Origin of the sequence: Actinosynnema sp. CA-299493 (genome assembly GCF_050946825.1) — a bacterium.
GTDB lineage: Bacteria > Actinomycetota > Actinomycetes > Mycobacteriales > Pseudonocardiaceae > Actinosynnema.
Genome location: NZ_CP191993.1, coordinates 3196299 through 3222095, shown reverse-complemented (window position 1 = coordinate 3222095; position 25797 = coordinate 3196299). Strand labels below are relative to the sequence as shown.

10 protein-coding genes are annotated in these 25797 nt (G+C 74.2%); 5 read left to right on the top strand and 5 right to left on the bottom strand.

Features of this window, described 5'->3' with window-relative positions; translation table 11 throughout:
• Window positions 1-3 precede the first annotated feature (3 nt).
• From ACQPYE_RS14990 to ACQPYE_RS14980, 3 genes are read left to right on the top strand one after another with little or no spacing between them, the layout of a single operon-like run.
• On the top strand, window positions 4-18888 hold the full coding sequence (locus ACQPYE_RS14990) for a non-ribosomal peptide synthase/polyketide synthase (RefSeq protein ID WP_498721802.1): 18885 nt from the start codon (window positions 4-6) through the stop codon (window positions 18886-18888).
• On the top strand, window positions 18885-20102 hold the full coding sequence (locus tag ACQPYE_RS14985) for an MFS transporter (RefSeq protein ID WP_498721801.1): 1218 nt from the start codon (window positions 18885-18887) through the stop codon (window positions 20100-20102). Before ACQPYE_RS14990 ends, ACQPYE_RS14985 begins: the two co-directional genes overlap by 4 nt.
• Window positions 20099-20290, top strand: a complete 192-nt coding sequence (locus ACQPYE_RS14980) for an MbtH family protein (RefSeq protein ID WP_123742152.1) — start codon at window positions 20099-20101, stop codon at window positions 20288-20290. The genes ACQPYE_RS14985 and ACQPYE_RS14980 overlap by 4 nt, the downstream gene beginning before the upstream one ends.
• Window positions 20291-20318: 28 nt before the next feature.
• Here ACQPYE_RS14980 and chrA read toward each other — a convergent pair whose 3' ends face one another.
• Entirely contained in the window at window positions 20319-21446 is a 1128-nt protein-coding gene (gene chrA, locus ACQPYE_RS14975) for a chromate efflux transporter (RefSeq protein ID WP_498721800.1), read from the bottom strand.
• A 207-nt stretch (window positions 21447-21653) separates the two neighbouring features.
• Between chrA and ACQPYE_RS14970 the strand changes: the two genes are divergently transcribed.
• Entirely contained in the window at window positions 21654-22295 is a 642-nt protein-coding gene (locus ACQPYE_RS14970; protein ID WP_498721799.1) for a class I SAM-dependent methyltransferase, read from the top strand.
• 142 nt (window positions 22296-22437) lie between these two features.
• Here the strand turns inward: ACQPYE_RS14970 and ACQPYE_RS14965 are convergent, their stop codons facing one another.
• Window positions 22438-22938 (bottom strand): metallophosphoesterase family protein, encoded by a 501-nt coding sequence (locus ACQPYE_RS14965; protein ID WP_498721797.1) that lies wholly within the window; start codon window positions 22936-22938, stop codon window positions 22438-22440.
• 11 nt (window positions 22939-22949) lie between these two features.
• Window positions 22950-23192, bottom strand: a complete 243-nt coding sequence (locus ACQPYE_RS14960; RefSeq protein WP_498721796.1) for an acyl carrier protein — start codon at window positions 23190-23192, stop codon at window positions 22950-22952.
• 222 nt (window positions 23193-23414) lie between these two features.
• Between ACQPYE_RS14960 and ACQPYE_RS14955 the strand changes: the two genes are divergently transcribed.
• On the top strand, window positions 23415-24602 hold the full coding sequence (locus tag ACQPYE_RS14955) for a glycosyltransferase (protein ID WP_498721795.1): 1188 nt from the start codon (window positions 23415-23417) through the stop codon (window positions 24600-24602).
• Window positions 24603-24805: 203 nt separating this feature from the next.
• On the opposite strand, the gene ACQPYE_RS14950 is transcribed toward ACQPYE_RS14955, so the two are convergent.
• Together ACQPYE_RS14950 and ACQPYE_RS14945 are read right to left on the bottom strand one after the other, a co-directional pair.
• Window positions 24806-25252 carry a DUF6292 family protein gene (locus ACQPYE_RS14950; protein WP_498721793.1) on the bottom strand — a complete coding sequence of 149 codons (447 nt, stop codon included), beginning with the start codon at window positions 25250-25252 and terminating at the stop codon, window positions 24806-24808.
• A gap of 20 nt (window positions 25253-25272) precedes the next feature.
• Entirely contained in the window at window positions 25273-25731 is a 459-nt protein-coding gene (locus ACQPYE_RS14945) for a DUF4383 domain-containing protein (protein ID WP_498721792.1), read from the bottom strand.
• Window positions 25732-25797: the final 66 nt, after the last annotated feature.

Here is a 25797-nt window from a genome sequence, read left to right as displayed (position 1 = left end):
GTAATGACCACTTCCAAGAACGACCGCATCTCCGCGCTGCCGGAACACCTGCGGGAGAAGCTGCGCGCGCGGCTCGCCGGTCGGGGCGCCCCCGTGGCCGACGTGATCCCTCCCGCCCCGAGGGACGCGCCGCTGCCGCTGTCGGCGGGTCAGCAGCGGCTGTGGTTCCTGGCCGAGTTCCAGCCCGAGAGCACCGAGTACACCAGCGCGATGGCGTTGCGGATCACCGGTCCGGTCGACGTGGCCCGGCTGACCGAGGCCGTGCGCGGGCTGGTCCGCAGGCACGAGTCGCTGCGCACGACGTTCGACCAGGTGGACGGGCGCCCGGTGCAGGTCGTGCACGACGGGGTCGAGGTGGACCTGGTCGCCGTCGACGACCTGCGCGAGGTGCTGGACCAGCCGTTCGACCTGCGCCGCGGCCCGCTGTTCCGGGCGGCGCTGCTGACCGAGTCGGCCGACGCGCGCGTGCTGCTGCTCACCTCGCACCACATCGTGGTCGACGGCTGGTCGCTCGGCCTGCTGGCCGACGAGCTGGGCGCGCTGTACCGGGGTGACACCCTGGCGCCGCCCGCGCTTCAGTACGCCGACTACGCCGTCTGGCAGCGGGGCAGACCGGTGGACACCGGTTTCTGGGTCGACCGGCTCGCGGGCGTGGCTCCGCTGGAGCTGCCCGCGGACCGGCCCCGGCCGGCGGAGCGCACCACCGCGGGCGCCCTGCACGAGTTCACCGTGCCGGCACGGCTGGCGGACGACCTCGCCGAGCTGGCCCGCGTCAACGAGACCACGCTGTTCACCACCCTGATGGCGGCGTGCCAGCTCCTGCTCGCCCGCTACTCCGGGCAGGACGACATCGCGGTCGGCACGGTCACCAGCGGGCGCAACCGGCCTGAGCTGGCCGGTGTGGTCGGCTTCCTCGTCGGCACCGTGGTGATCCGGTCCACTGTGGACGCGTCGAGGTCGTTCGCCGAGTTCCTGGCGGAGGTCAACCGCACCGCGCTGGACGCGTTCGCGCACGACGACGTGCCGTTCGACCGGGTGGTCGAGGCGGTGGGCGCGACCCGCGACCCGAGCCGCAACCCGCTGTTCGACGTGATGGTGGCGCTGCAGAACGCCGGTCGCGCGCTGCCCGAGCTGCCGGGCCTGCGGGTCGAGGAGCACCCGCTGACCCGCGACCAGGCGATCCTGGACCTGAGCATCGACTTCACCCCGACCGACGACGGCCTGCACGTCCTGGTCGAGTACAGCACCGACCTGTTCGACGCGGACACGATCCAGCGGATGGGCAGGCACCTGCTGGCCCTGCTCGACGGCGTCACCGCGGACCCCTACCGGCCCGTGCGCGAGGTGCCGCTGCTGCTCGGCGACGAGCCGGACGGACGTGGTCGCCTGCTGGAGGTGCCCGCGACCACGTTCCCCGAGCTGTTCGAGGCGCAGGTCGGCCGCACCCCCGACGCGACCGCGCTGGTGTGCGGCGACGAGCGGCTGACCTACGCCGAACTCGACGAGCGGGCCAACCGGCTGGCCCACCACCTGGTGGCCCGCGGTGTCCGGCCCGAGCAGGTGGTGGCGTTGTCGCTGCCGCGCGGCGCGGAGTACGTCGTCGGCATCCTGGCCATCATGAAGGCGGGCGCGGTGTACCTGCCCGTCGACCCCGGTCTGCCGGAGGCGCGCCGGCGGCACATGCTCGACGACTCGGGCGCGGTGCTGGTCATCGACGAACCGGTCGACGCCTCGGCGTGCGACCCGACCCGGCCCGAGGTGGCGTTCGGGCCGGGCAACGCGGCCTACGTGATCTACACCTCCGGCTCCACCGGCCTGCCCAAGGGCGTCGTGGTGGAGCACCGGCAGCTGGCGAACCTCTTCCACAACCACGTCACCGACTTCGTCCGCGGCCACATGCGGGTGGCGTTGACCGCGGTGTTCTCGTTCGACACGTCGTGGGAGGGTCCGCTGCTGATGGCGGACGGGCACGAGCTGCACGTGATCCCCGACGAGGTGCGGCTGGAACCGGAGGCCCTGGTCGCCTACGTCCGGGAGCACCGGATCGACTTCATGGACCTGACCCCCTCCTACGTCCGGCAGCTGCTGCCGGCGGGGCTGCTGGCGGGTGGGCACGTGCCGGACGTGCTGTCGCTGGGCGGCGAGGCGCTCGGCGCGGCGCTGTGGCGCGAGCTGGCGCGTACGGACGTGCGCGTCTACAACTTCTACGGTCCCACCGAGGCCACGGTCGACGCGGTGACCACGGTCGTGTCCGGCGACCGGCCGGTCATCGGGCGCCCGGTGGCCAACCTGACCGCCCGGGTGCTGGACGAAGAGCTGCGGCCGACGCCGGTGGGCTTACCCGGCGAGCTGTTCATCGCCGGTCCCCAGGTCGCCCGCGGCTACCTCGACCGGCCGGGCCTGACCGCGCAGCGGTTCCTGGCCGACCCGCACGGCGAGCCGGGCACGCGCATGTACCGGACCGGCGACAAGGTGCGGTGGCTGACCGACGGAACGCTGGAGTACCTGGGCCGCACCGACGACCAGGTCAAGATCCGCGGCTACCGCATCGAGCCCGGCGAGGTCGAGGCCGCGATCCTCACCCACCCGGCGGCGCGCGAGGCGGCCGTGGTCGCCCGCACCGACCAGGGCCACACCCGGCTGGTCGCCTACGTGGTCTCCGACGGGCCGGTGGACTTCCGCGCCCACCTGCGCCGGTCGCTGCCCGACTACCAGGTGCCGTCGGCGTTCGTGGCGCTGGACCACCTCCCCCTCACCCCCAACGGCAAGCTGGACAAGGCCGCCCTGCCGGCACCGGAGGTCGTCGGCGACCGCGACTTCGTCGCGCCCCGCACGCCGGTCGAGGCCGAGCTGTGCCGCATCTGGGCCGAGGTGCTCGGCGCGGAGCGCATCGGGGTCGAGGACAACTTCTTCGCCGTGGGCGGCGATTCGATCCTGTCCATCCAGCTGGTGTCCAGGGCCCGCCAGGCCGGGCTGCGCCTGACCTCGCGGGACGTGTTCCGGCACCAGACCGTCGCCGAGTTGGCGCTGGTCGTCTCCACCGAGGCCGAGGCCGAACCGGAACGGGTCTTCACCGGCCCCGCGCCGCTGACCCCGATCCAGCGGTGGTTCTTCGACGGGCACGGCCCGCTGCCGCACTACACCATGACGCTGCTGCTGGAGCTGGAGCCGGGCGTGGACGCCGAGGCGCTGGGCGCCGCCGTGCGGACCGCGGTCGACCACCACGACGCCCTGCGCCTGCGGTTCCGCGAGGTCGACGGCCGATGGGCGCAGGAGGTCGCGCCCGCGGGCGCCGACCGGGACGAGGTGTTCGGCGTCGAGGACGGCGCCGACGTGGAGGCCGTCGCGGAGCGGGTGCAGCGGAGCCTGGACGTCACCGCGGGGCCGCTGCTGCGCGCGGTGTTCTTCCCGGGTGGGCGACCGGAGCTGCTGCTGGTCGTCCACCACCTGGTGATGGACGGCGTGTCGTGGCGCGTGCTGCTCGGCGACCTCGAACGGGCCTACCGGGGTCTGCCGCTGGAACCCGTCGGCACACCGTTCACGCAGTGGGCCCACCGCTGGGACGAGCACGTCCGCTCCGGCGCGCTGGACGACGCGCGGGCGCACTGGGACGCGCTGCCCGAGCCGCGACCGCTGCCGGTGGACCGCGAGGGCGCGAACACCGCGGGCTCGGCCCGCGAGGTGTCCGTGCGACTGGACCGCGAGACCACCGAAGCGCTGCTGACCGCGGTGCCGCCGGTGTACCGGACGCAGGTCAACGACGTGCTGCTGAGCGCGCTGGGCCGGGCGCTGGCCGAGTGGACCGGGCGGGACGAGGTGAGCGTGGCGCTGGAGGGCCACGGCCGCGAGGAGGTGCTGCCCGGCGTGGACCTGTCCCGCGCCGTCGGCTGGTTCACCGCCCAGTTCCCGGTGGTGCTGCGCACGCACGCCGACGACTGGGGGCGCACCCTCAAGGCGGTCAAGGAGTCGCTGCGCGCGGTGCCGCACAAGGGCCTCAGCTTCGGCGCCCTCGACCACGGGGGCGCGGGCGGTGGGCCGCTGCCCGCCATCTCCTTCAACTACCACGGCCGGTTCGACGTGGCCGACGGCGGCTTCTACCGGGCGCGGCGCGGCGCGGGGTCGGACGTCGACCCCGGCACGACCCGCGAGCACCTGCTGGAGGTCACCGGCCTGGTCGACGGTGGTGAGCTGGAGCTGACCTGGCACTACTCGGCGAACCTGCACGAGGAGCCGACCGTGCGGCGGCTGGCCGAGCGGGTGCTCGACGGCCTGCGCGGGATCGTGGCGCACTGCGCGCGTCCGGACGCCGGCGGGCACACGCCGAGCGACTTCCCCCTGGCCCGGCTCACCCAGGAGCAGGTCGACGCCATCGCGGGTCCGGACGTCGAGGACATCTACCCGCTCACCCCATTGCAGGCAGGGATGGTCTTCCACAGCCTGGTCGAGCCCGGCGCCTACGTGGACCGGATGCGGCTCGTGCTGGACGGCGTGGACGACCCGGAGGCGCTGGCGCGGGCGTGGCAGCGGGTGGTCGACCGCACGCCGGTCCTGCGCACCTCCGTGGTGTGGGAGGGCGTGGACGAGCCCGTGCAGGTGGTGCGCCGGCGGGTCGAGCTCGCGGTGACGGGCGCCGACGAGCTGTCCGACCGGTTCGACCCGGCGGAGCTCGACCTCTCGGTCGCACCGCTGATGCGGGTGGGCATCACCCCGCTGGCCGACGACCGGGTCGAGGTCGTGTGGACCTCGCACCACGTGCTGCTGGACGGCTGGAGCACCGCTCAGGTGTTCGCCGAGGTGCTGGAGCACTACCGGGCGATCACCACCGGTGACGTGCCCGCGCCGACCGCCCGCCGCCCCTTCCGCGACTACCTGGGCTGGCTGGCCGAGCAGGACCCGGCCGAGGCCGAGGCGCACTGGCGGTCGGTGCTGTCCGACGTGGAGGGCGCGACCCCGCTGCCGTTCGACCGGCTGCCCACCGAGGAGCACCGCGTGCGGCGGACCGGGGTGGTGCGGCTGGAGCTGACCACCGACGAGTCGGCGGTGCTGCGCGACACCGCGCGGCGTCACGGGCTGACCGTCAACACCGTGGTGCAGGGCCTGTGGGCGCTGCTGCTGTCCCGGCACTCGGGCGAGCGCGACGTCGTGTTCGGCGGCACGGTGTCCGGCAGGCCCGCCGAGCTGCCCGGCGTCGAGTCGATGATCGGCATGCTGATCAACACCGTGCCCGTCAAGGTGGGTGTGGACGGCGACGCCCCAGCGGTCGCGTGGCTGCGGGAATTGCAGGCCGGGCAGAGCGAGTCGCGGCGGTTCGACTTCGTGTCCTTGGCGCAGATCGGCCAGTGGACGGGCACGCGGCTGTTCGACAGCGCGGTGGTGTTCGAGAACTACCCGCTCAGCGAGGTCACCGAGACCACCGGCGTGTGGGTCCGCGAGGTGCACGTGGAGGAGGGCACCAACTTCGCCCTCACGCTCGTGGCGCACCTGACCGACCGCCTCGGCGCCCGGCTGCTGTACGACCCCGCGTTGTTCGACGAGGCCACCGCGCGCCGGCTCGTCACCCACCTGGGTGTGCTGTTGCGCGGGATCGCCGAGAACGCCGAACGACCCGTGCGCGCCCTGCCGATGGCCACCGACGAGGAGCTGCGCGCGGTCCTGGTCGACTGGAACGACACCGGCGCGGGCGGCCCGGTGACGACCATCCCGGCCCTGTTCGCCGCCCAGGTCCGGAACGCGCCGCACACCCCCGCGGTGGTGAGCGGGGACACCACGCTCGACTACGCCGAACTGGACGCGCGGGCCAACCGGCTGGCGCACGCCCTGGTGCGGCGGGGTGTCCGCCCCGACGACCGGGTCGGCCTGCTGGCCGGCAGGTCGGTCGACCTGGTGGTGGCCCAGCTCGCGGTCGCCAAGGCGGGCGGCGCCTCCGTGCCGCTGGACGTCCGCGCGCCGCGCGAGCGGCTGCGACTGCTGCTGGCCGACACCGCGGCCTCGGTCCTGCTGGCCGACGCGCACTGGGCCGACGTGGCCCGCGAGGTCCACGCCGGGCCCGTGGTGCTCCTCGGCGAGTCGCCCGACGAGCCGGACACCGACCCCGGCGTCGCCGTGCACCCGGAGAACCTGGCGTACGTCATGCACACGTCCGGCTCGACCGGCACGCCGAAGGGCGTGGCGGTGCGGCACCGCGACGTGGCGGCCCTGGCGACCGACCGCGCCTTCGACCGCGGCCACGAGCGGGTCCTCCTGCACTCCCCGACGGCGTTCGACGCCTCCACCTACGAGCTGTGGGTGCCGCTGCTGCGCGGCGGCGCGGTGGTGGTGGCCCCGCCCGAGGACCTCGACGCCGAGTCGCTGCGCCGGGTCGTGGCCGAGGGCGGCGTCACCGCCCTGTGGCTGACCGCCGGCCTGTTCCGCGCGGTCGCCCAGGAGGCGCCGGACTGCCTGGCGACCGTGCGCGAGGTGTGGACCGGCGGTGACGTGGTGCCCGCCGCGGCGGTGCGCCGGGTGCTGGACGCCTGCCCCGGCATCACCGTGGTCGACGGCTACGGCCCCACGGAGACCACCACCTTCGCCTCCCGCCGGGTGCTCACCGCGGCCGACCCGGTGCCGGAGCCGGTGCCGATCGGCACGCCGCTGGACGGCATGCGCGCCTACGTGCTCGACGAGGACCTGCGGCCCGTGCCGCCGGGTGTCGTGGGCGAGCTGTTCGTCTCGGGCGCCGGCCTGGCCCGCGGCTACCTCGCCCGGCCCGGGCTGACCTCGCAGCGGTTCCTGGCCGACCCGTTCGGCGTGCCCGGCGAGCGCATGTACCGCACCGGTGACCTGACGCGGTGGACGGCGCGCGGCGAGCTGGAGTTCGTCGGCCGGGCCGACGACCAGGTCAAGATCCGCGGCTTCCGGGTCGAGCTCGCCGAGGTCGAGGCCGTGCTGGCCGGGTACCCGGCGGTCGCCGAGGTCGTGGTGGCGCCCCGCCAGGACGAGCGGGGCGTCAAGCGGCTCGTCGCCTACGTCGTCGCCGCCGGGGGAACCTCGCCCGACGTGGCGGGGCTGCGCGAGCTGGCCGGGCGCGAACTGCCCGACTACATGGTCCCGGCGGCGGTCGTGGTGCTCGACGAGCTGCCGCTGAGCCGCAACGGCAAGGTGGACCGCCGGGCGCTGCCCGACCCCGAGCCCACCCGCGTGCGCGAGCACGTCGCGCCGCGCACCGACGCCGAGCGCGTCGTCGCCGAGGTCTGGGGCGACGTGCTGGGCGTGACCGAGGTCGGCGCCGAGGACGACTTCTTCGCCCTCGGCGGCGACTCCATCCTCAGCATCCGGGTGACCTCCCGGTTGCGCGCGGCTTTCGGGGTGCAACTCTCGCCGCGCGCGCTGTTCGAACACCCCACGGTTTCCGGCCTCGCCACCGCGATCTCCGGAACGACCGCGGTGGACGCCATCCCGGTGATCCCGCGTGATGGCGTCCACCCGCAGTCGACCGCCCAGCAGCGGCTGTGGTTCCTGGACCAGTTCGAGCCGAACAGCACCGAGTACGTCACGCCGATGGCGATGCGCCTGCACGGCCCGCTGGACGTCGGCGCGCTGCGCGGCGCGCTCGTCGGCCTGGTGGCCCGCCACGAGTCGCTGCGCACCACGTTCGACGACGGCGCGCAGATCGTGGGCGAGCCGCACGAGGTGCCGCTGACCGTCGAGGAGGGCTCCTGGCAGGACGTGCTCCACGAAGAGGTGAGCACGCCGTTCGACCTGCGGCGGGGACCCCTGCTGCGGACGCGGCTGGTGCGCGTGGCGCCCGAGGAGCACGTGCTGGTGCTGACCCTGCACCACATCGTCACCGACGGCTGGTCCAGCGGCGTGCTGGCGCGCGACCTCGGCGCGCTGTACGCGGGCCGGGAGCTGCCGCCGCTGCCCGTGCAGTACCTGGACTACGCGGCCTGGCACGAGGCGCCTCCGACCGACTACTGGGCCGGGAAGCTGACCGGGCTGCCGCCGCTGGAGCTGCCCACCGACCGGCCCCGCCCCGCCGTCCGCGGCGCGGCGGGCGCGATGCACGAGTTCACCGTGCCCGCGGCGGTCGCCGAGGCGCTGCGGTCGCTGGCCGCGCGCCGCGGTGACACCCTGTTCACCGCGCTCGTGGCCGCCACGCAGGCGCTGCTGGCCCGCTACACCGGGCAGGACGACATCGCGGTCGGCACCGCGGTGTCCGGGCGCGGTCGCGCCGAGCTGGACGACGTGGTCGGCCTGTTCGTCAACACCGTCGTGCTGCGGTCCACAGTGGACCTGCGGCGGTCGTTCGACGAGTTCCTGACCGACGTGCGGACCACCGTGCACGACGGGTTCGCGCACCAGGACGTGCCGTTCGAGCGGGTGGTCGACGCCGTGCGCCCCGACCGCGACCCGAGCCGCAACGCCCTGTTCGACGCGATGGTGCTGCTGCAGAACACCGGCGACGCGCTGCCGGACCTGCCCGGCCTGCGGGTCGAGGAGGTCCCGCTGCCGCTGCTGACCTCCACCTGCGACGTGACGTTCGAGTTCGGCGAGTCCGGCGGCGAGCTGCGCGGCGCGGTCGAGTACAGCACCGACCTGTTCGACGCCGACACGATCGACCGCATGTCCCGGCACCTGGTGGCGCTGCTGGCGGGCGTCACCGCCGACCCGGGCCGGCCGCTGGCCGAGGTGCCCCTGCTGCTCGGCGACGAACCGGACGGGCGGGGCGAGCCGATGGCCGTCCCGGGCACGCCGTTCCCGGTGCTGTTCGCGGAGCAGGCCGCCCGCACCCCGGACACGACGGCGCTGGTGTGCGGACCGACGCGGCTGACCTTCGCCGAGGTCGACGCCCGCGCCAACCGGCTGGCGCACCACCTGCTCGCGCACGGCGCGGGTCCGGAGCGGGTCGTGGCGGTGTCCCTGCCGCGCTCGGCGGACTCCGTGGTGGCGATCCTGGCCGTGCACAAGGCGAGCGCGGTCTACCTGCCCGTCGACCGGGACCTGCCGACCGACCGCGTCGAGTACCTGCTCGCCGACGCGAACCCGGTGCTGGTGCTGGACGCGGTGCCGGACCTGGCCGGGTACCCGGCCACCGCGCCGGAGGCGCCGGTGCTGCCGGAGCAGGCCGCCTACGTCATCTACACCTCCGGGTCCACGGGCCTGCCCAAGGGCGTGGTGGTCGAGCACCGGCAGCTCGCGAACCTGTTCCACGACCACCGGGAGGCGTTCGGCGGCTTCGGTCGCCTGCGGGTCGCGCTGACCGCCGTGTTCTCCTTCGACACCTCGTGGGAAGGGCCGCTGCTGATGGCGGCCGGCCACGAGCTGCACGTGATCGTCGACGACGTGCGCCTGGAGCCCGACGCCCTGGTGGCCTACGTCCGCGAGCACCGGATCGGCATGCTCGACCTGACGCCGTCCTACGCGGGCCAACTGCTGCCGGCCGGGCTGCTCGACGGCGAGCACGCGCCCGCGGTGGTGATGCTGGGCGGCGAGGCGCTGCCCGCCCCGCTGTGGCGCGACCTGGCCGGGTCGCGGACCGCGGCGTTCAACTACTACGGCCCGACCGAGGTGACCGTCGACTCGGTCGCCACGCGGGTCGCCGGCGACCGGGCGCTGATCGGCAGGCCGACGGCCAACCTCACCGCGCACGTGCTGGACGACGACCTCCGGCCGCTGCCGGTCGGTGTGCCCGGTGAGCTGTACCTGTCGGGTCCGCAGGTGGCGCGCGGCTACCTGGACCGGCCCGGCCTGACCGCCCAGCGCTTCCTCGCCGACCCGTTCGGCGAGCCCGGCGCCCGCATGTACCGCACCGGCGACCGCGTGCGGTGGGTCGCGGTCGGCGGAGCGGACGACCAGGCACGGTCGGGAGCCCTCGAATACCTGGGCCGCACCGACGACCAGGTCAAGATCCGCGGCTACCGCATCGAACCCGGCGAGGTCGAGGCCGTGCTGCTGGCCCACCCGGAGGTCGCCGAGGCGGCCGTGGTCGCCCACGAGCACAACGGCCACCACCGGCTCGTCGGCTACACCGTCGGCGGTGCGACCGACCTGTCGTCGTGGCTGAAGCAGCGGCTGCCCGACTACCTGGTGCCTTCGGCGTTCGTGGCGCTGGACGCGCTGCCGCTGACGCCCAGCGGCAAGGTGGACCGGCGGGCCCTGCCCGCGCCGGTGTTCGCCGACGACGCCGGCTACGTCGCGCCGGAGCCGGGCGTGCCCGCGCGGCTGGCGGAGATCTGGGCCGAGGTGCTCGGTGTCGAGCGGGTCGGCGCGCGGGACAACTTCTTCGCGCTGGGCGGCGACTCGATCCTGAGCATGCAGGTGGTGTCCCGGGCCCGTCAGGCCGGGCTGAAGCTGACCTCGAAGGACATCTTCCTGCGGCAGACGGTCGAGGACCTGGCCCTGGTGGCCACCGAGCACACCGGCCAGGTCCACGAAGCCGTCACCGGTCCCGTCCCCCTCACCCCGGTCCAGCGCTGGTTCTTCGGCGAGTGCGCCGCGGTCGACGGGGAACCTCAGGCGCACTTCACCATGTCCGTGGTCGTGGACCTGGGCGAGGCCGAGCCCGACGCGGTGCGCGACGCCGTGCAGGCCCTCATCGCCCACCACGACGCGCTGCGCACCCGGTTCAGCCTGGTGGACGGCACGTGGTGGCAGCAGGTCGCCGAGGCCGGGAGCACCGGGACGACCGGCGCCGAGGTGTTCCGGATCGCGACCGACGACCCGCGCGCCGAGGGCGCCCGCGCCCGCGCGTCGCTGGACCTGCGGCACGGCCCGTTGCTGCGGGCGGTGCTGTTCCCCGGCGGGCGGCTGTTCCTGACCGCCCACCACCTGGTGGTCGACGTGGTGTCGTGGCGGATCATCGTGTCCGACCTCCAGGTGCTGCTGGCCGGCGGCACGCTCGGCCCGAAGTCGACGGCGTTCGCCGACTGGGCGCGGCGGCTGAACCGGCACGTCCGCGCCGGCGGGTTCGACGCCGCCCTGCCGCACTGGGAGGCGGTGCCGGTCGAGGAGCGGGTGCCGACCCGGGCGGACACGGCGCGTTCCGTCAAGGTGCGGCTGAGCCGCGCCGAGACCGACGCGGTGCTGCGCGACGTGCCCGAGGCGTACCGGACGCAGGTCAACGACGTGCTGCTGACGGCGCTCGCCTCGGCGTTCGGCGGGCGGGCGCTGGTGGCGCTGGAGGGCCACGGCCGCGAGGAGCTGTTCGACGGCGTGGACCTCTCGCGCACCGTCGGCTGGTTCACCGCCCAGTTCCCGGTGCGGTTGGAGGTCCCCGAGGGTGACTGGGGCGCCGCGCTCAAGGCGGTGAAGGAGCGGCTGCGCGCCGTGCCCGACAAGGGCTTGAGCTACGAGGCGCTGCGGTACGACGACCGCGGCCTGACCGGCGTCCTGCCGCAGGTGTGCTTCAACTACCTGGGCCAGTGGGACGGCGGGGTCGCCGAGGCCGACCACGGTCGGGAGGTGCCGGACGACTTCACCCGCCCGCACCTGCTCGACATCACCGCCGCGGTGTCGGGCGGCGAGCTGGTGGTGGAGTGGGACTACTCCACCGAGGCGCACGACGAGACCGAGGTGCGGGCGCTGGCCGACCGGATGCTCGACGCGCTGCGCGGCATCGCGGAGTTCTGCGCCCGGTCCGACGCCTGGGGTCGCACCCCGTCGGACTTCCCGCTGGCGAGGTTGACCCAGGAGCAGGTCGACCGGATCGTCGACCTGGACGTGGAGGACGTCTACGCGCTCACCCCGCTCCAGACGGGAATGCTGTTCCACGACCTCGTGGACGAGAGCACGGCCTACTTCAACCAGATGCGGGTGCGGTTGACCGGGGTGACCGACCCGCGCGGGCTGGGCGAGGCGTGGCAGCGGGTGGTGGACCGCACCCCCGTGCTGCGCTCCGGTGTCGTCTGGGAAGGCTTGGACGAGCCGGTGCAGGTCGTGCGGCGCGACGTGCGGGTGCCGGTCACCTACGCGGACGTGACCGACGAGCTGGTCGCCGCCGACGCCGCGGCCGGGATCGACCTGGCCGGGCCGACGCTGATGCGGCTGGCGATCGGACGCGTGTCCGACACCGAGGTCGACCTGCTGTGGACCTCGCACCACCTGATCCTGGACGGGTGGAGCACGCCGCAGGTGTTCGGTGACGTGCTGGCCGAGTACGCGGGCGTCGAGCCCGCACCGCGCCGGCCGTTCCGCGACTACCTGGCGTGGCTGGGCGAGCAGGACCCGACCGCCGCGCAGGCGCACTGGCGCGCCCTGCTGGCCGGGTTCACCGATCCCACTCCCCTGCCGTTCGACCGGCCGCCCGCGCAGGCGCACCGCGCCGAGTCGTCCGCGCAGGTCTCGCTCGACCTGCCCGCCGACCGGCTGGACGCGGTCGCCCGCACGCACGGCCTGACGGTGAACACGCTGGTCCAGGGCGCGTGGGCGGTGCTGCTGGCGCGCACGTCCGGTCAGCGTGACGTGGTGTTCGGCAGCACGGTGTCCGGCCGGCCCGCCGAGCTGCCCGGCATCGAGTCGATGATCGGCATGTTCATCAACACCGTGCCCACCAGGGTGTCGGTCGACGGCGACGCCGACGTGATCACGTGGCTGCGCGGCCTGCAGGAAGCGCAGATGGAGTCGCGGCGGTTCGACTTCGTGTCGTTGGCGCAGGTGCAGGGCTTGGCCGGGATCAGGTCGGACTCCGGGACCACCCGCCTGTTCGACAGCCTGCTCGCGTTCGAGAACTACCCCGTCGGCCAGGACGGCCCGGACGACGGGCCGTCGGTCGAGGGGGTCGACGGGCTGGACACCACCACGTTCCCGCTCGCCGTGCGCGCCTACGTGGACGGCGAGTCGTTGCGCCTCGAACTGGGCTACGACCCCCGGCTGTTCGACGAGGGCACGGTCTCGGCGCTGACCGACCGGCTGGCCCGGCTGCTCGACGCGATCGGCGCGGACCCGCACCGACGCGTGTCCGAGCTGCCGTGGCTGTCCGAGGCCGACCTCGACCGGGTGCTCGCGTCGTGGCGGGGCCCCGAGTCCGGGGCGTCCGCGGCCGACACCATCCCGTCGCTGTTCGCCGCGCAGGCCGCACGCACGCCGGACGCGGTCGCCGTGCTCGGCGAGGGCGTCGAGCTGACCTACCGGGAGCTGGACGAGCGGTCCAACCGGGTGGCGCACCACCTGGTCGCGGCGGGCGTCGGGCCGGAGGCGGTGGTGGCGCTGAAGATCCCGAAGTCGCCGGACCTCGTGGTCGCGGTCCTGGGCACGCTGAAGGCCGGCGCGGCCTACCTGCCGGTCGACGTCTCCTACCCCGAGGAGCGCATCGCCTACATGATCGGCGACGCCCGGCCGGCGCTCGTGCTCGACGGCCTGCCGGACGTGTCCGGGCTGCCCGCCGAGGCGCCGGACGTGGCGCTGAGGCCCGAGCACGCGGCGTACGTGATCTACACGTCGGGTTCGACCGGCAAGCCCAAGGGCGTGGTCGTGACGCACGCCGGCCTGGCCACGTTCTCCGCCGCCGAGGCGGAGCACTTCGCCGTGTCGCCGGGCGACCGGGTGCTCCAGTTCTCCTCGCCCAGCTTCGACGCCTCGGTGCTGGAGCTGTGCCTGGCGCTGCCGACCGGCGCGACGCTGGTCGTGCCGCCACCCGGACCGCTGCTCGGTGACGAGCTCGCCGCGTTCGCCACCGACCGCGGCGTCACCCACGCGCTGATCCCGCCGGCGGCGCTGGCCACCGTGCCGGACGACGGGCTGCCGACCCTGCGCACCCTCGTGGTGGGCGGTGACGCGACCTCGGCCGACCTCGTGCGGCGGTGGGCGCCCGGCCGGCGGATGGTCAACGCCTACGGGCCGACCGAGTCGACCGTGGTCACGTCGTGGAGCGGGCCGCTGGAACCCGGTGGCACGCCGCCGATCGGCCGGCCGATCCCCGGCACCTCGGTCCGCGTGCTGGACGACGCGCTGCGGCCCGTGCCGGTCGGCGGCACCGGCGAGCTGTACGTCACCGGCGCCGGCCTGGCCCGCGGGTACCTGGACCGGCCGGGGCTGACCGCGCAGCGGTTCGTCGCCGACCCGTTCGGCACGCCCGGGTCGCGCATGTACCGCACCGGCGACCTGGTCCGGGTCCGGCACGACGGCCAGCTGGCCTTCGTGGGCCGCGCCGACCAGCAGGTGAAGCTGCGCGGGTTCCGGATCGAGCTGGGCGAGGTCGAGGCCGTGCTGGCCGCGCACCACGCCGTCGCGCACGTCGCCGTGGTGATGCGGGAGAACCGCCTGGTCGCCTACTGCGTGCCGGAGGGTGGGGTGACCGCCGCCGAGCTGCGCGAGCACGCCGGGCGGCAGCTGCCCGAGTACATGGTGCCGACCGCGTACGTGGTGCTGGAGCGGCTGCCGCTCAGCGCCAACGGCAAGCTGGACCGGGCCGCGCTGCCCGCGCCGGCACGGGAGGCGTCGGCGGACGGCGGGTTCGTCGCGCCGCGCACCGAGGCCGAACGACGGGTCGCGGACGTGTGGGCCGAGGTGCTGGGCCTGTCCGAGGTCGGCGCCGAGGACAACTTCTTCACCCTCGGCGGCGACTCGATCTCCAGCATCCGGGTGGTGTCGCGGCTGCGGTCGTGGTTCGCCGTGTCGCCGCGCGACCTGTTCGACCACCCGACCGTGGCGGCGTTGGCGGCCCGGCTGTCCGGGTCCGTCTCGGACGACGCGGTGATCCCCCGGGTCGAGGGCGCCGCGCCGCTGTCGTTCGCGCAGCAGCGGTTGTGGTTCCTCGACCAGTTCCAGCCCGGCGGCACCGAGTACGTGACGCCGCTGGCCGTGCGGCTGCGCAACGGACTGGACGTGCCGCGGCTGGAGCGGGCGCTGGTGGCCCTAGTCGAGCGGCACGAGGCGCTGCGGACGGTGTTCCCGGCGGTGGACGGGCTGCCGGTGGCCGTGGTGCGGCCGGTCGAGGTCACGCTGCCGGTGGTGGACGAGATGCCCGCGCCGGCGCCGTTCGACCTGGCCGAGGGGCCGCTGTTCCGGCCGGTGCTGGTGCGCCGCGGGCCGGACGACCACGTGCTGTCGTTGACGATGCACCACATCATCACCGACGGCTGGTCCGGCGGTGTGCTGATGACCGACCTGGCCGCGCTGTACGGCGGCCGGGACCTGCCGCCGCCAGCCATCCGGTACGGCGACTTCGCGGCCTGGCAGCGGGAACAGCCGCTGGACGCCCAGCTCGCCTTCTGGCGCGATGAGCTGACCGGCGTGCCCGCGTTGGAGCTGCCCGCGGACCGGCCGCGACCGCCCGTGCAGACGACCCCCGGCGCGCGGACCGAGTTCACCGTGCCCGCCGAGGTCGCGCAACGGTTGCGGGAGCTGGCGCGGGCCGTGGACGGCACGGTGTTCATGTCGCTGGTGGCGGCGTGCGAGGTGCTGTTCCACCGGTGGTCCGGGCAGGACGACTTCGCGATCGGCACGGTGGCGTCCGGGCGGGACCGCCCGGAGACGCAGGACCTGGTCGGGTTCTTCGTCAACACGGTGGCACTGCGGGCGCGCATCGAGCCGTCGGCGACGTTCCGCGAGTTCCTGGTCCGCACCCGCAAGACCGTGCTGGACGCGTTCGCGCACCAGGACGTGCCGTTCGAACGGGTGGTGGACGCGGTCCAACCCGACCGCGACACCAGCCGCACGCCGCTGTTCCAGGCCGTGGTGGCGTTGCAGAACGCGCCGCAGGCGGCGGGCTTCCCCGGGCTCGACGCGGAGGACGTCGAGCAGACCGCGGTGACCAGCAGCTTCGACGTGACGGTGGAGTTCACCGAGGACGACGACGGCGGGCTGCACGGCTCGGTGGAGTACAACACCGACCTGTTCGACGCGGGCACCGTCGAGCGGCTGGTGGAGCACCTCGGCGTGCTGCTGGCCGGCATCGCCGCCGACGCCGACCGCCCGCTGTGGGCGTTGCCGGTGCTGCCCGACGCCGAGCGGGAGCTGCTGGCGGCGTGGGGCTCGTCCGGCCCGGCCGTCGACGGCCCCGGGTTCGTGGAGCTGGTCGAGGCGCAGGTCGAGCGCACGCCGGACGCGGTGGCGCTGACGGGCGCGGCGGACGTGACGTACGCCGAGCTGAACGCCCGCGCCAACCGGTTGGCGCACCACCTGATCGGCCTGGGCGCCGGTCCGGAGCGGATCGTCGCGCTGCGGCTGCCCCGGTCGGCGGACCTGCTGGTGGCGGAGCTGGCGGTGCTCAAGGCCGGCGCCGCGTTCCTGCCGGTCGACCCGGACTACCCGGCCGAGCGGATCGCGTTCATGCTCGACGACGCCCGGCCGCTGGTCGTGCTGGACGGTCCGGTCGACGTGTCCGGGCAGCCCGACGGCAACCCGCGGGTGGCGGTGCGGCCGGAGCACCCGGCGTACGTGATCTACACGTCCGGGTCGACCGGGCGGCCGAAGGGCGTGGTGGTGTCGCACGCCGGCCTGGCCACGTTCTCGGCGGCCGAGATCGCGCACTTCGAGGTGACGCCGGGCGACCGCGTGCTGGAGTTCTCCTCCCCCAGCTTCGACGCCTCGGTGCTGGAGCTGTGCATGGCGTGGCCCGCGGGCGCGGCGCTCGTCGTGCCGCCGCCGGGGCCGCTGCTGGGCGACCAGCTGGCCGAGGTGGTGAACGAGTTCGGCGTGACGCACGCGTTGATCCCGCCGGTCGCGCTGGCCACCGTGCCGGACGTGGCGATGCCGACGTTCCGCACGCTGGTGGTGGGCGGTGACGCGTGCTCGGCGGACCTGGTGCGCCGCTGGGCGCCGGGGCGTCGGATGGTCAACGCCTACGGGCCGACCGAGTCGACCGTGGTCACGTCGTGGAGCGGGCCGCTGGAACCCGGTGGCACGCCGCCGATCGGCCGGCCGATCCCCGGCACGCGGGTGCACGTGCTCGACGCGGAGCTGCGGCCCGTGCCGGTCGGCGTGGCCGGTGAGCTGTACGTCTCCGGTGTCGGCCTGGCCCGCGGCTACCTGGACCGGCCGGGGCTGACCGCCTCGCGGTTCCTGGCCAACCCGTTCGGCCCGCCCGGGTCGCGCATGTACCGCACGGGTGACGTGGTGCGCTGGAACGCGACCGGTGTGCTGGAGTTCGTCGGCCGGGCCGACGAGCAGGTGAAGATCCGCGGGTTCCGGGTCGAGCTCGGCGAGATCGAGACGGCCCTGCTGCGCCACCCCGACGTGCGCGAGGCGGTCGTGGTGGCGCGGGCGGACGCACGCGGCCACAAACGGCTGGTCGCGTACGTGGTGGCCGCCCGGTTCCGGGTCGAGGAGGTCCGGGAGTTCCTGGGCGACGCGCTGCCCGACTACCTGGTGCCGTCGCTGTTCGTGCCGGTGGACGCCCTGCCGATCAGCCCCAACGGCAAGGTGGACCGGGGCAGGCTGCCCGAGCCGGACTTCGGCGCGCTCGTCGGCGACGGGTACGTCCCGCCGTCCGGGCCGGTGCAGGAGGCGCTGGCGGCGGTGTGGGCCGACGTGCTCGGCGTGCCGAAGGTCGGCGCGCACGACAACTTCTTCTCCCTCGGCGGCGACTCGATCCTGAGCATGCAGGTGGTGGCGCGGTCGCGGCAGGGCGGTCACCGGTTCGCCACCCGTGACCTGTTCGTGCACCAGACCGTGGCGTCGCTGGCGCCGCACGTGACGGTGGAGGACGCGTCGTCGGCCGACCGGGCGCCGGTGGTGGGCGACGTGCCGCTGACGCCGATCCAGCACTGGTTCCTGAACTCGCGGCGGCGCAGCCCGCACCACTTCAACCAGTCGCACCTGGTGGAGCTGGACCCGGCGGTGGACGTGGCGGCGCTGCGGCGGGCGCTGGGCGTGCTGATGGCGCACCACGACGCGCTGCGGCTGCGGTTCACGACGGTCGACGGGAAGTGGCGGCAGCACAACGACGACGTCCGCGACGTCGACGTGCTGACCGTCGTGGACGGGGTGGCCGACCTGGAGGAGGTCGCCGACGAGGTGCACGCGTCGTTCGACCTGGCCACCGGGCCGCTGTTGCGCGCCGTGCTGTTCCGGGCCGATGGCCGATCCGAGTCCGACCGGCCGCTGTTGCTGCTGGTGGCGCACCACCTGGTGGTGGACGGGGTGTCCTGGCGGATCCTGCTGGACGACCTGGAGACCGCCTACCGGGGCGAGGACCTGGGCGCCAAGACCACCTCGTACCAGGAGTGGGCGCGGCGGCTGGAGGCGCACGTGCTCGGCGGCGCGCTGGACGACGAGGTGGCGCACTGGGAGCAGTCGTTCCCGCCGTTCCCGACACCGACCGGCACGCCGGAAGCGGTGACCGTGGAGCTGTCCGAAGAGGACACCGACGCGTTGCTGCGCGGCGCCCCCGCCGCCTACCGGACCCGGATCAACGACGTGCTGCTGGCCGCGTTGGCGTGGGCGCTGTCGAGGTGGACGGGGACGTCGCGGGTCGCGGTGGACCTGGAGGGCCACGGGCGCGAGGACGTGCTGGACGTGGACCTCTCGCGGACCGTCGGCTGGTTCACCACGATGTTCCCGGTGACGCTGGAGGTGCCCGACGGCGGGTGGCGCGACCGGGTGAAGGCGGTGCGGCGGCAGCTGCGGGCCGTGCCGGGCAACGGGTTCGGCTACGGCGCGCTGCGCCAGCACGGCCTGGTGCCCGACGGCGGGCGGCCCGCGGTGTCGTTCAACTACCTGGGCCAGTTCGACGGCGGTTCGGCCGAGTCGACCGGCCTGTACCGGGAGGTGCGGCCGTCGGTCGGCCTGGAGCACGACCCGGCCGACGCCGGTCACCACGTGCTCGACGTGGTCGGCGACGCCGGCAAGACGCTGGGCTTCACCTGGTACTACCACCCCTCGGTGCACTCCGGCGCGGAGATCGAGGGCGTGGCCGCCGACTTCGCCGCCGCGCTGCGCGCCATCGCCGCGGACTGCCGGGGTGCGGTGTGACGACGTCGCTGGCGCGCAACCGGAACTACACCCTGCTGTGGGGCGGTCAGGCGTTGGCCGAGGTGGGGTTCAGCGCCTCGATGATCGCGCTGCCGCTGCTCGTGCTGGCGATCACCGGGTCGCCGGTGCTGGCCGGCCTGGTGCTCACCGTGGACGCCACCGCGCAGCTCCTGGTCGGCCTGCCGGCCGGGGCGCTGGTCGACCGGTGGGACCGCCGCCGGATCATGCTGTGCTGCGAGGCCGTCCGGGTGCTCACCCTGGGCGGGCTCGTGGTGGCGGTGTGGGCCGACGCGGTCACGATCCCGCACGTGCTGGCGGTCGCCGCGGTGCTGGGCGTGTGCCGGGCGCTGTTCGAACCGGCCGAGGACGCGTGCCTGCCCCGGCTGGTGCCGGAGTCGCAACTGGCCACGGCGGTGGCGATGAACGGCGCGCGGTCGTCGTTGGGGCAGATGTCGGGGACGGCGCTCGGCGGTGTGCTGGTCGGCGTGGCGCGCTGGCTGCCGTTCCTGGTGGACCTGCTCACGCACGTGGTGGCGTTCGTGGCGCTGCTGTTCCTGCGGGTGCCGCCGGCCGCGCCGGTCGAGTCGCACCCGCCCCTGCTGCGGTCGATCGGCGAGGGCCTGCGGTGGGTGTGGGGCCGGCGGGAGATCCGGGTGACGGCGCTGTGCGCGGTGGTGCTGAACCTGTTCTTCACCGCGTTCTACGTGGTCGTCATCGTGCTGGTGGAGGGCCGGGGCGCGTCGTTCGGCGAGATCGGCGTGATGGCGGCGATGCTCGGCGTCGGCGGCGTGCTCGGCGCCCTGGCCGCTCCGACGCTGCACCGCGTCCTCGGGCCGCACCGATCGATCGCGTCGGTGTTCTGGGTGCTGACCCTGCTGGTGCCGTGCGCGCTGCTGGTCGAGTCGGCCTACCTGGTCGGGGTGCTGTTCGCCCTGATGAGCTTCCTGGCGCCGACCGCGAACACCACGATCGGCACCCACCAGTTGCTGCTCACCCCGGACGAGCTGCGCGGACGGCTCAGCGGGGTGATGGGTGTCGTCGTGGGTGGCGCGGGTGCGGTCGGCCCGCTGGTCGGCGGCCTGCTGACCGAGGCGCTGTCGGCCCGCACCGCCGTCGTGGTGTGCGCGGTGGGCATCTTGTCGATCACTATTTTCGTCACAGTCAGCCCGACGTTGCGCGGGTACGCGAAAGCACAAGAGGAGAACAAGGCATGAGGGACGACATCACCTACCAGGTCCTGGTCAACGACGAGGGTCAGTACTCGTTGTGGCCCGCGCACCACGACGTGCCCGCCGGGTGGCGGTTCGAGGGCACGAAGGGCACCAAGGACGAGTGCTCGGCGCACGTCGACCAGGTGTGGACCGACATGCGGCCGGCGTCGTTGCGCGCGGCGATGGACTGAGGTCCGGTCGTCGGTGCCCTGGTCCCGCTCAGAACAGCGGGACCAGGGCGCCGACGACGCCGGCGGCGACCAGCGCGCTCACCACGCCCCGGCGCAGGGCCAGCAGCCACAGCGCGGCCAGGCCGAGCAGGACGAACTGCCACGGCTCGGACAGCGACCAGGCCAGCGGCGCCGTGGAGCCCGCGATGGCGCCGATGGCCGCCGCGCCCGCGCCGGTCAGGAACGCCTGGGCCCGGTCGTCGTCCCGCAGGCGCAGCAACCTCGGGCCGCCCGCGATGACCATCGCGAACGACGGCGCGAACGCCACGAACGCGGCCAGCAGCCCGCCGCCGAGCCCGGCGGCGGCGTACCCGACGACCGCGACCGTCTGCACGACCGGTCCCGGGGTGATCTGCCCGAGCGCCACCGCGTTGAGGAACTGCGCGTCGGTCATCCACCCGTACGTGTGCACGGCGTCCTGCCGCATCAACGGGATGATCACGAAGCCGCCGCCGTAGGACAGCGCGCCGACCTTCGCCGCCACCCACGCCAACGCGCCCAACCCCCCGCCCACGGCGGGCAGGGCCAGCACCACGGGCCAGTTCGCCGCGCGGCCGGGCCGCGTCCGGGCCGCGACCTCCACCAGCCCGGCGGCGACGAGCACGAGCACCAACCACGGCCCGGTCACCGCCGCCGCCACCGCGCCCACCGCCAGGTACGACCACCACCGCGCCCGCGCCACCCGCGCCGTGCCGACCCGCCGGTAGCTGCCCGGGATCAACCCCCAAGCCGCGTGCGCCGCCACCGCGGGCACCGCCGCCCCCGCGCCCGCCGCCGCCCCCGTCACCCACGCGGGCGCGTCGTCGGCCAGGAACAGCACCGCCAACGCCAGGATCAGCAGCAGCCCCGGCACGATGAAGCACACCCCGCCGACCACCGCGCCCACCGCGCCGCGCAACCGCCACGCGCAGAGGATCGCGAGCTGGGTCGAAGCGGGACCCGGCAGCAGGTTGGTGACCGCGATGCCGTCCTCGAACTCGCGATCGGACAGCCACCCCCGCCGGGTCACGCACAGGTCGCGCAGCAACGCGATGTGCGCGGGCGGCCCACCGAACCCGACGCACCCGATCCGCCCCCACTCGCGGACGATGGTCCCCAACCCGACCCGACCGCTCACGGGACGACCACCCGACCAACCGACGAACCCACCGCAGCCGCTCCCGAACCTGGAGGTCGCACCACCCCATCCTCCACCCGGCCCGCTCACCGCCCTCGAACCACCCGGCCCTTCGCCCACCCGGCCCTTCGCCCACCCGGCCCTTCGCCCACCCGGCCCTTCGCCCGGCCGGCCCGGAGCCGACCACGTCCCGCTACCGTGACCGCCGTGCGCGCGGACGACTGGATGACCGACACCAGGGTTTCCTACGACACGGTGGCCGACAGCTACCTCGACTTCGCGCGCGAGGCGCTGGCGAAGGCCCCGCTCCTGCGCGGCGTCCTGGCCGTGTTCGCCGAGGCCGTCCGCGAGGTCGGCGGACCCGTCGCCGACATCGGCTGCGGACCGGGCCTCATCACGTCCCACCTGCACGGCCTGGGCCTGGACGCGTTCGGCGTCGACCTCTCACCCCGGATGGTCGAACTCGCCGGACAGCGCTACCCCGACCTGCGGTTCCACGTCGGCTCGATGACGGACCTCGACCTGGCCGACGCCTCGGTCGGCGGCGTGCTGGCGTTCTACTCGATCATCCACGTGCCGGACGCCGAAGTGCCGACCGCCCTCGCCCACTTCCACCGCGTGCTCCGGCCGGGCGGCGTCGCCATGCTCGGCTTCCACGTGGGCGACCGCGTCCGCCTCAAGACCGAGGGCTACGGCGGCCACCCGATGTCCCTGCACGTCCACCGGCGTCCGGTCGAGCGGGTGGCCGGCTGGTTGCGCGACGCGGGCTTCGCCATCGAGGCGCAGGTCCTCCTCGGCCCGGACGACGAGGTGCCCGGCGGAGTGCTCATCGCCCGGTCCAAGTCCTGACCGACGCGGTTCGCGTCGTTCCCCGCGCGCCGGGGACGAGCTGGGCGTCGTCGCCGGCGCGCACGGACCGGACCGCCGCGGTCGCCTTCTCCAGGCTCCGCCGGCCGCGGGGGCGTGAGCCGCGTGGGGAGCGCCCCGCGCCTCACGTCACCGGCACGATCCGGGCCGACACCAACTCCCCCTCCACGACGTCGAGCAACCCGATCGTCCCGTGCGGTTGGCGACGGCGGTCGGTGGGCGAGCCCGGGTTGAACACGCGCACACCGCCCACACCGTCACCGGTGACGTCCACCGGGATGTGGGAGTGGCCGAACACCACCAGGTCCGCCTCCGGGAACCGGCGGCGCATGCGCGCGGCACGTCCCGTCGCCTGGCCGCTGTCGTGGATCATCGCCACGCGCAGCCCGGCGAGGTCGAGCTCGACGGTGTCGGGCGCGCCCCACTCGACCACGTCCGGCCCGTCGTTGTTGCCGCACACCGCGGTCACCGGCGCGTACTGGGCCAACTCGTCCAGCACGGACGCCACGCAGACGTCACCCGCGTGCAGGATGACGTCCGCGTGGCGCAGGTGCTCCGCCACCCCCGGCGGACAGGACTTCCACCGCCGGGGCGCGTGGGTGTCCGACAGCACGACTACCCGCATGACCTGTCGGGTCAGCTCATGGCCGGGCCCGAGTCGGCGCTCCCGCTCAGCTCCTTGAGGAACTCGTGGCACTGCTTGGCGCGCGCGGAGTCCTCCTCCATCACCCGGCGGAAGAAGGCGGCGATCTCCTGCTTGCCCGCGTTCTCCGCGTCGCGGACGTACTGGCCGTAGTCATGGCCGGCCTTGAGAGCGTGGTACTGCACGGAGATCAGGTCGTAGCTGACGTCGTCGAATCCGGTCTCGCCGGTGGCCATGGCCCCTCCTCGGTCTGGTCGGTTCGCCCTGTGCCATACCCGCCAACCGCGCCGCCAATCCACCGCGCCGACCACTCCGCCGAACTCACCACCGACCGCACCACCCGCCACTCGGACGTGGTCGCGCTGAGTGGCAGGGGTCGTGGGTTGCTTGTAGCGTGCGAACCGGGTTGAGACGACAGCCTTGGTCTGGCGCGAGCCATTTCATTGGCTGGAGGAACCATGAGGATCGCGGTCGTCTCGGCGCATGCGAGCCCGCTGCCCGTGCTCGGCGACGCCGAGGAGGGCGGTCAGGACGTCCACGTCGCCGACTTGTCGGCGGCACTGGTCGCGGCCGGGCACGACGTCGTCGTGCACACCCGGCGCGACTCCCCCCGATCACCCGATGTGGTGAGCACCCGGCTCGGTTACGACGTGGTGCACGTCGCCGCCGGGCCGCCCGGTCCGATTCACCCGGACGAACTGCTGCCTCACCTGGACGAGTTCACCCGGTTCCTGCGCTCGCAGTGGCGGGCCGACCCGCCGGACGTCGTGCACGCCCACTACTGGACGTCGGGCGTGGCGTCGGTGCTGGCCGCCAACGGCCTCGACGTGCCGGTGGTGCAGACGTTCCACTCGCTGGGCGTGGTGGCGCGGCAGGCGGGCGACGAGGGCGTGCCGGAGGCGCGGCTGTCCACCGAACGGCTGATCGGACGCGAGGCGAGCCGGGTCGTGGCCCAGTGCACGGAGGAGAAGGCGCACCTGGTGCGCATGGGCGTGCCGCGGACACGGGTCGCCGTGGTGCCGCCGGGGGTGGACGTCGAGCGGTTCAAGCCGGACGGGCCCCGGCTGAACCGGCCGCTGCGGCACCGGTTGGTCTCGCCCCCGATCGGCGCCGAGGACGTGATCACGGCGCTGCGAGCGGTGTGGGACACGGAGTTGGTCGTCGTGGGCGGGCGGGCCGAGGACGTCCGCAGGCTGCGCGAGCACTCGCTCGCGTCGGGCGTCGGCGACCGGGTCCGGCTGGTCGGCCGCGTGCCCCAGGTGGCGATGCCCGCGTTGCTGCGGTCCGCCGACGTGGTGGTCTGCGCCGGGGCGGACGGCGTCGCCTCGGACCACGCCGCCGTCACACCGCTCGAAGCCATGGCGTGCGGCGTGCCGGTGGTGGCCGCGAGCGTGGGCGGTTCGACGGACACGGTCGTGGACGGCGTCACGGGTCTCCTCGTGCCACCGCACGACCCGCGACTGTTGGCCCGCGCGCTGCGCCCCCTGCTGTCCGACGACGCCCGCCGCGACGCCTACGGGATCGCCGCCACCGACCGCGTCGAGGCGAGGTACAGCACGACCAGGATCGCCACCGAGACGGTCCGCCTGTACCGCCAGGCCACCGGCCGGCCGGAGACGCTGGAGGCCTCGGTCAACGACGGCTAGCACCGGCCACACCACCCTGGTGCCGAGCGCCACCAGGCACGAACGCTGACTGGCCGGTCAGCCGGCACGAAACGCCGACCGGCCAGTCAGCCACCACCGAACGCCAACGCCGACCGGCCGGCGCCGGCGACCGGTCAGCCACCGATCGCCGGACCCCGACGTCTACCTGTCGGTCAGTCGGAGCCGGACGCCCGACAGGCCGGTCATGGTCGGTAGGTGCGCAGGCGGTCGGTCAGGTCGTCCGGTGTGCCGTACGCGCGCAGCCGGATCGGCCTCGGGTCGCCGGGGTGGTCGCCGCGCCTCAGCGCCGCCACGTACGCGGCCACCTCCGGCACCGGCGGCAGCACGTCGCCGCCCCGGTAGGTGATCACCACCGGCGGCTCGGCCGGCCGGGTCCGGACGGCGGCGGCCCAGCCGTACTCCTCGTCCCACAGCAGGGTGAAGTCCCGGCCGGGGAACGACGGCAGGTCCCCGTCCACCACCAGGTACGCCGTCGCGGGTGGACCGGGGTCGGCACGCCAGCACCCGCGCGCCGACCCCACTTCGACCACGACGTCCCGCACGTACCGCTGCAGCCCCCCGGTCGGCGTGTCCTCGAACCCGGACCCGGACCTGGGCTCCGACCCCGAACCGGGATCAACGGTCGCCACAGTCGTCGCCTCCCTCCGACCTACCCGTTGCCGGCGGCCCGGTTCGACCGAGCCGGTCGGCCCAACGCGAAGCCGAGCGCGATCATGCCGATGCCCAGCAGCAGGTGCAGCCAGTTGTCGGCGCCGTTCAGCGGCACGAAGTTGGCCGAGCTGTCGTGGTCGATGATGAGCCCGTACAACCACAGCAGCAGGTAGACGACGCCGCCCGCGACCAGGTACAGGAACGCGTTGCGCAACGTCCTGGCCATCACCAGGCCGAGGACGCCGAACGCCAGGTGCACGATGTTGTGCAGGATGGACACGGCGAACACGCCGAGCAGCTTGGCCTGCGACTCGTGCCCCGCGAACTGGAGCGTGTCGTAGTCGGTGGTGATGCCCGGGATGAACCCGGCGATCCCCACCACGAGGAACACCGCGCCCACCACCGTCGCCGCCAGTTGGACCGGTGTGCGTGTCGTCGCTGTGCCGGGTCTGGACATGTCGACTCCCGTTGCCTCGCGGATACCCACTTCGGTTGCCGTCCGACTACCCGACGCGCGTGCGGG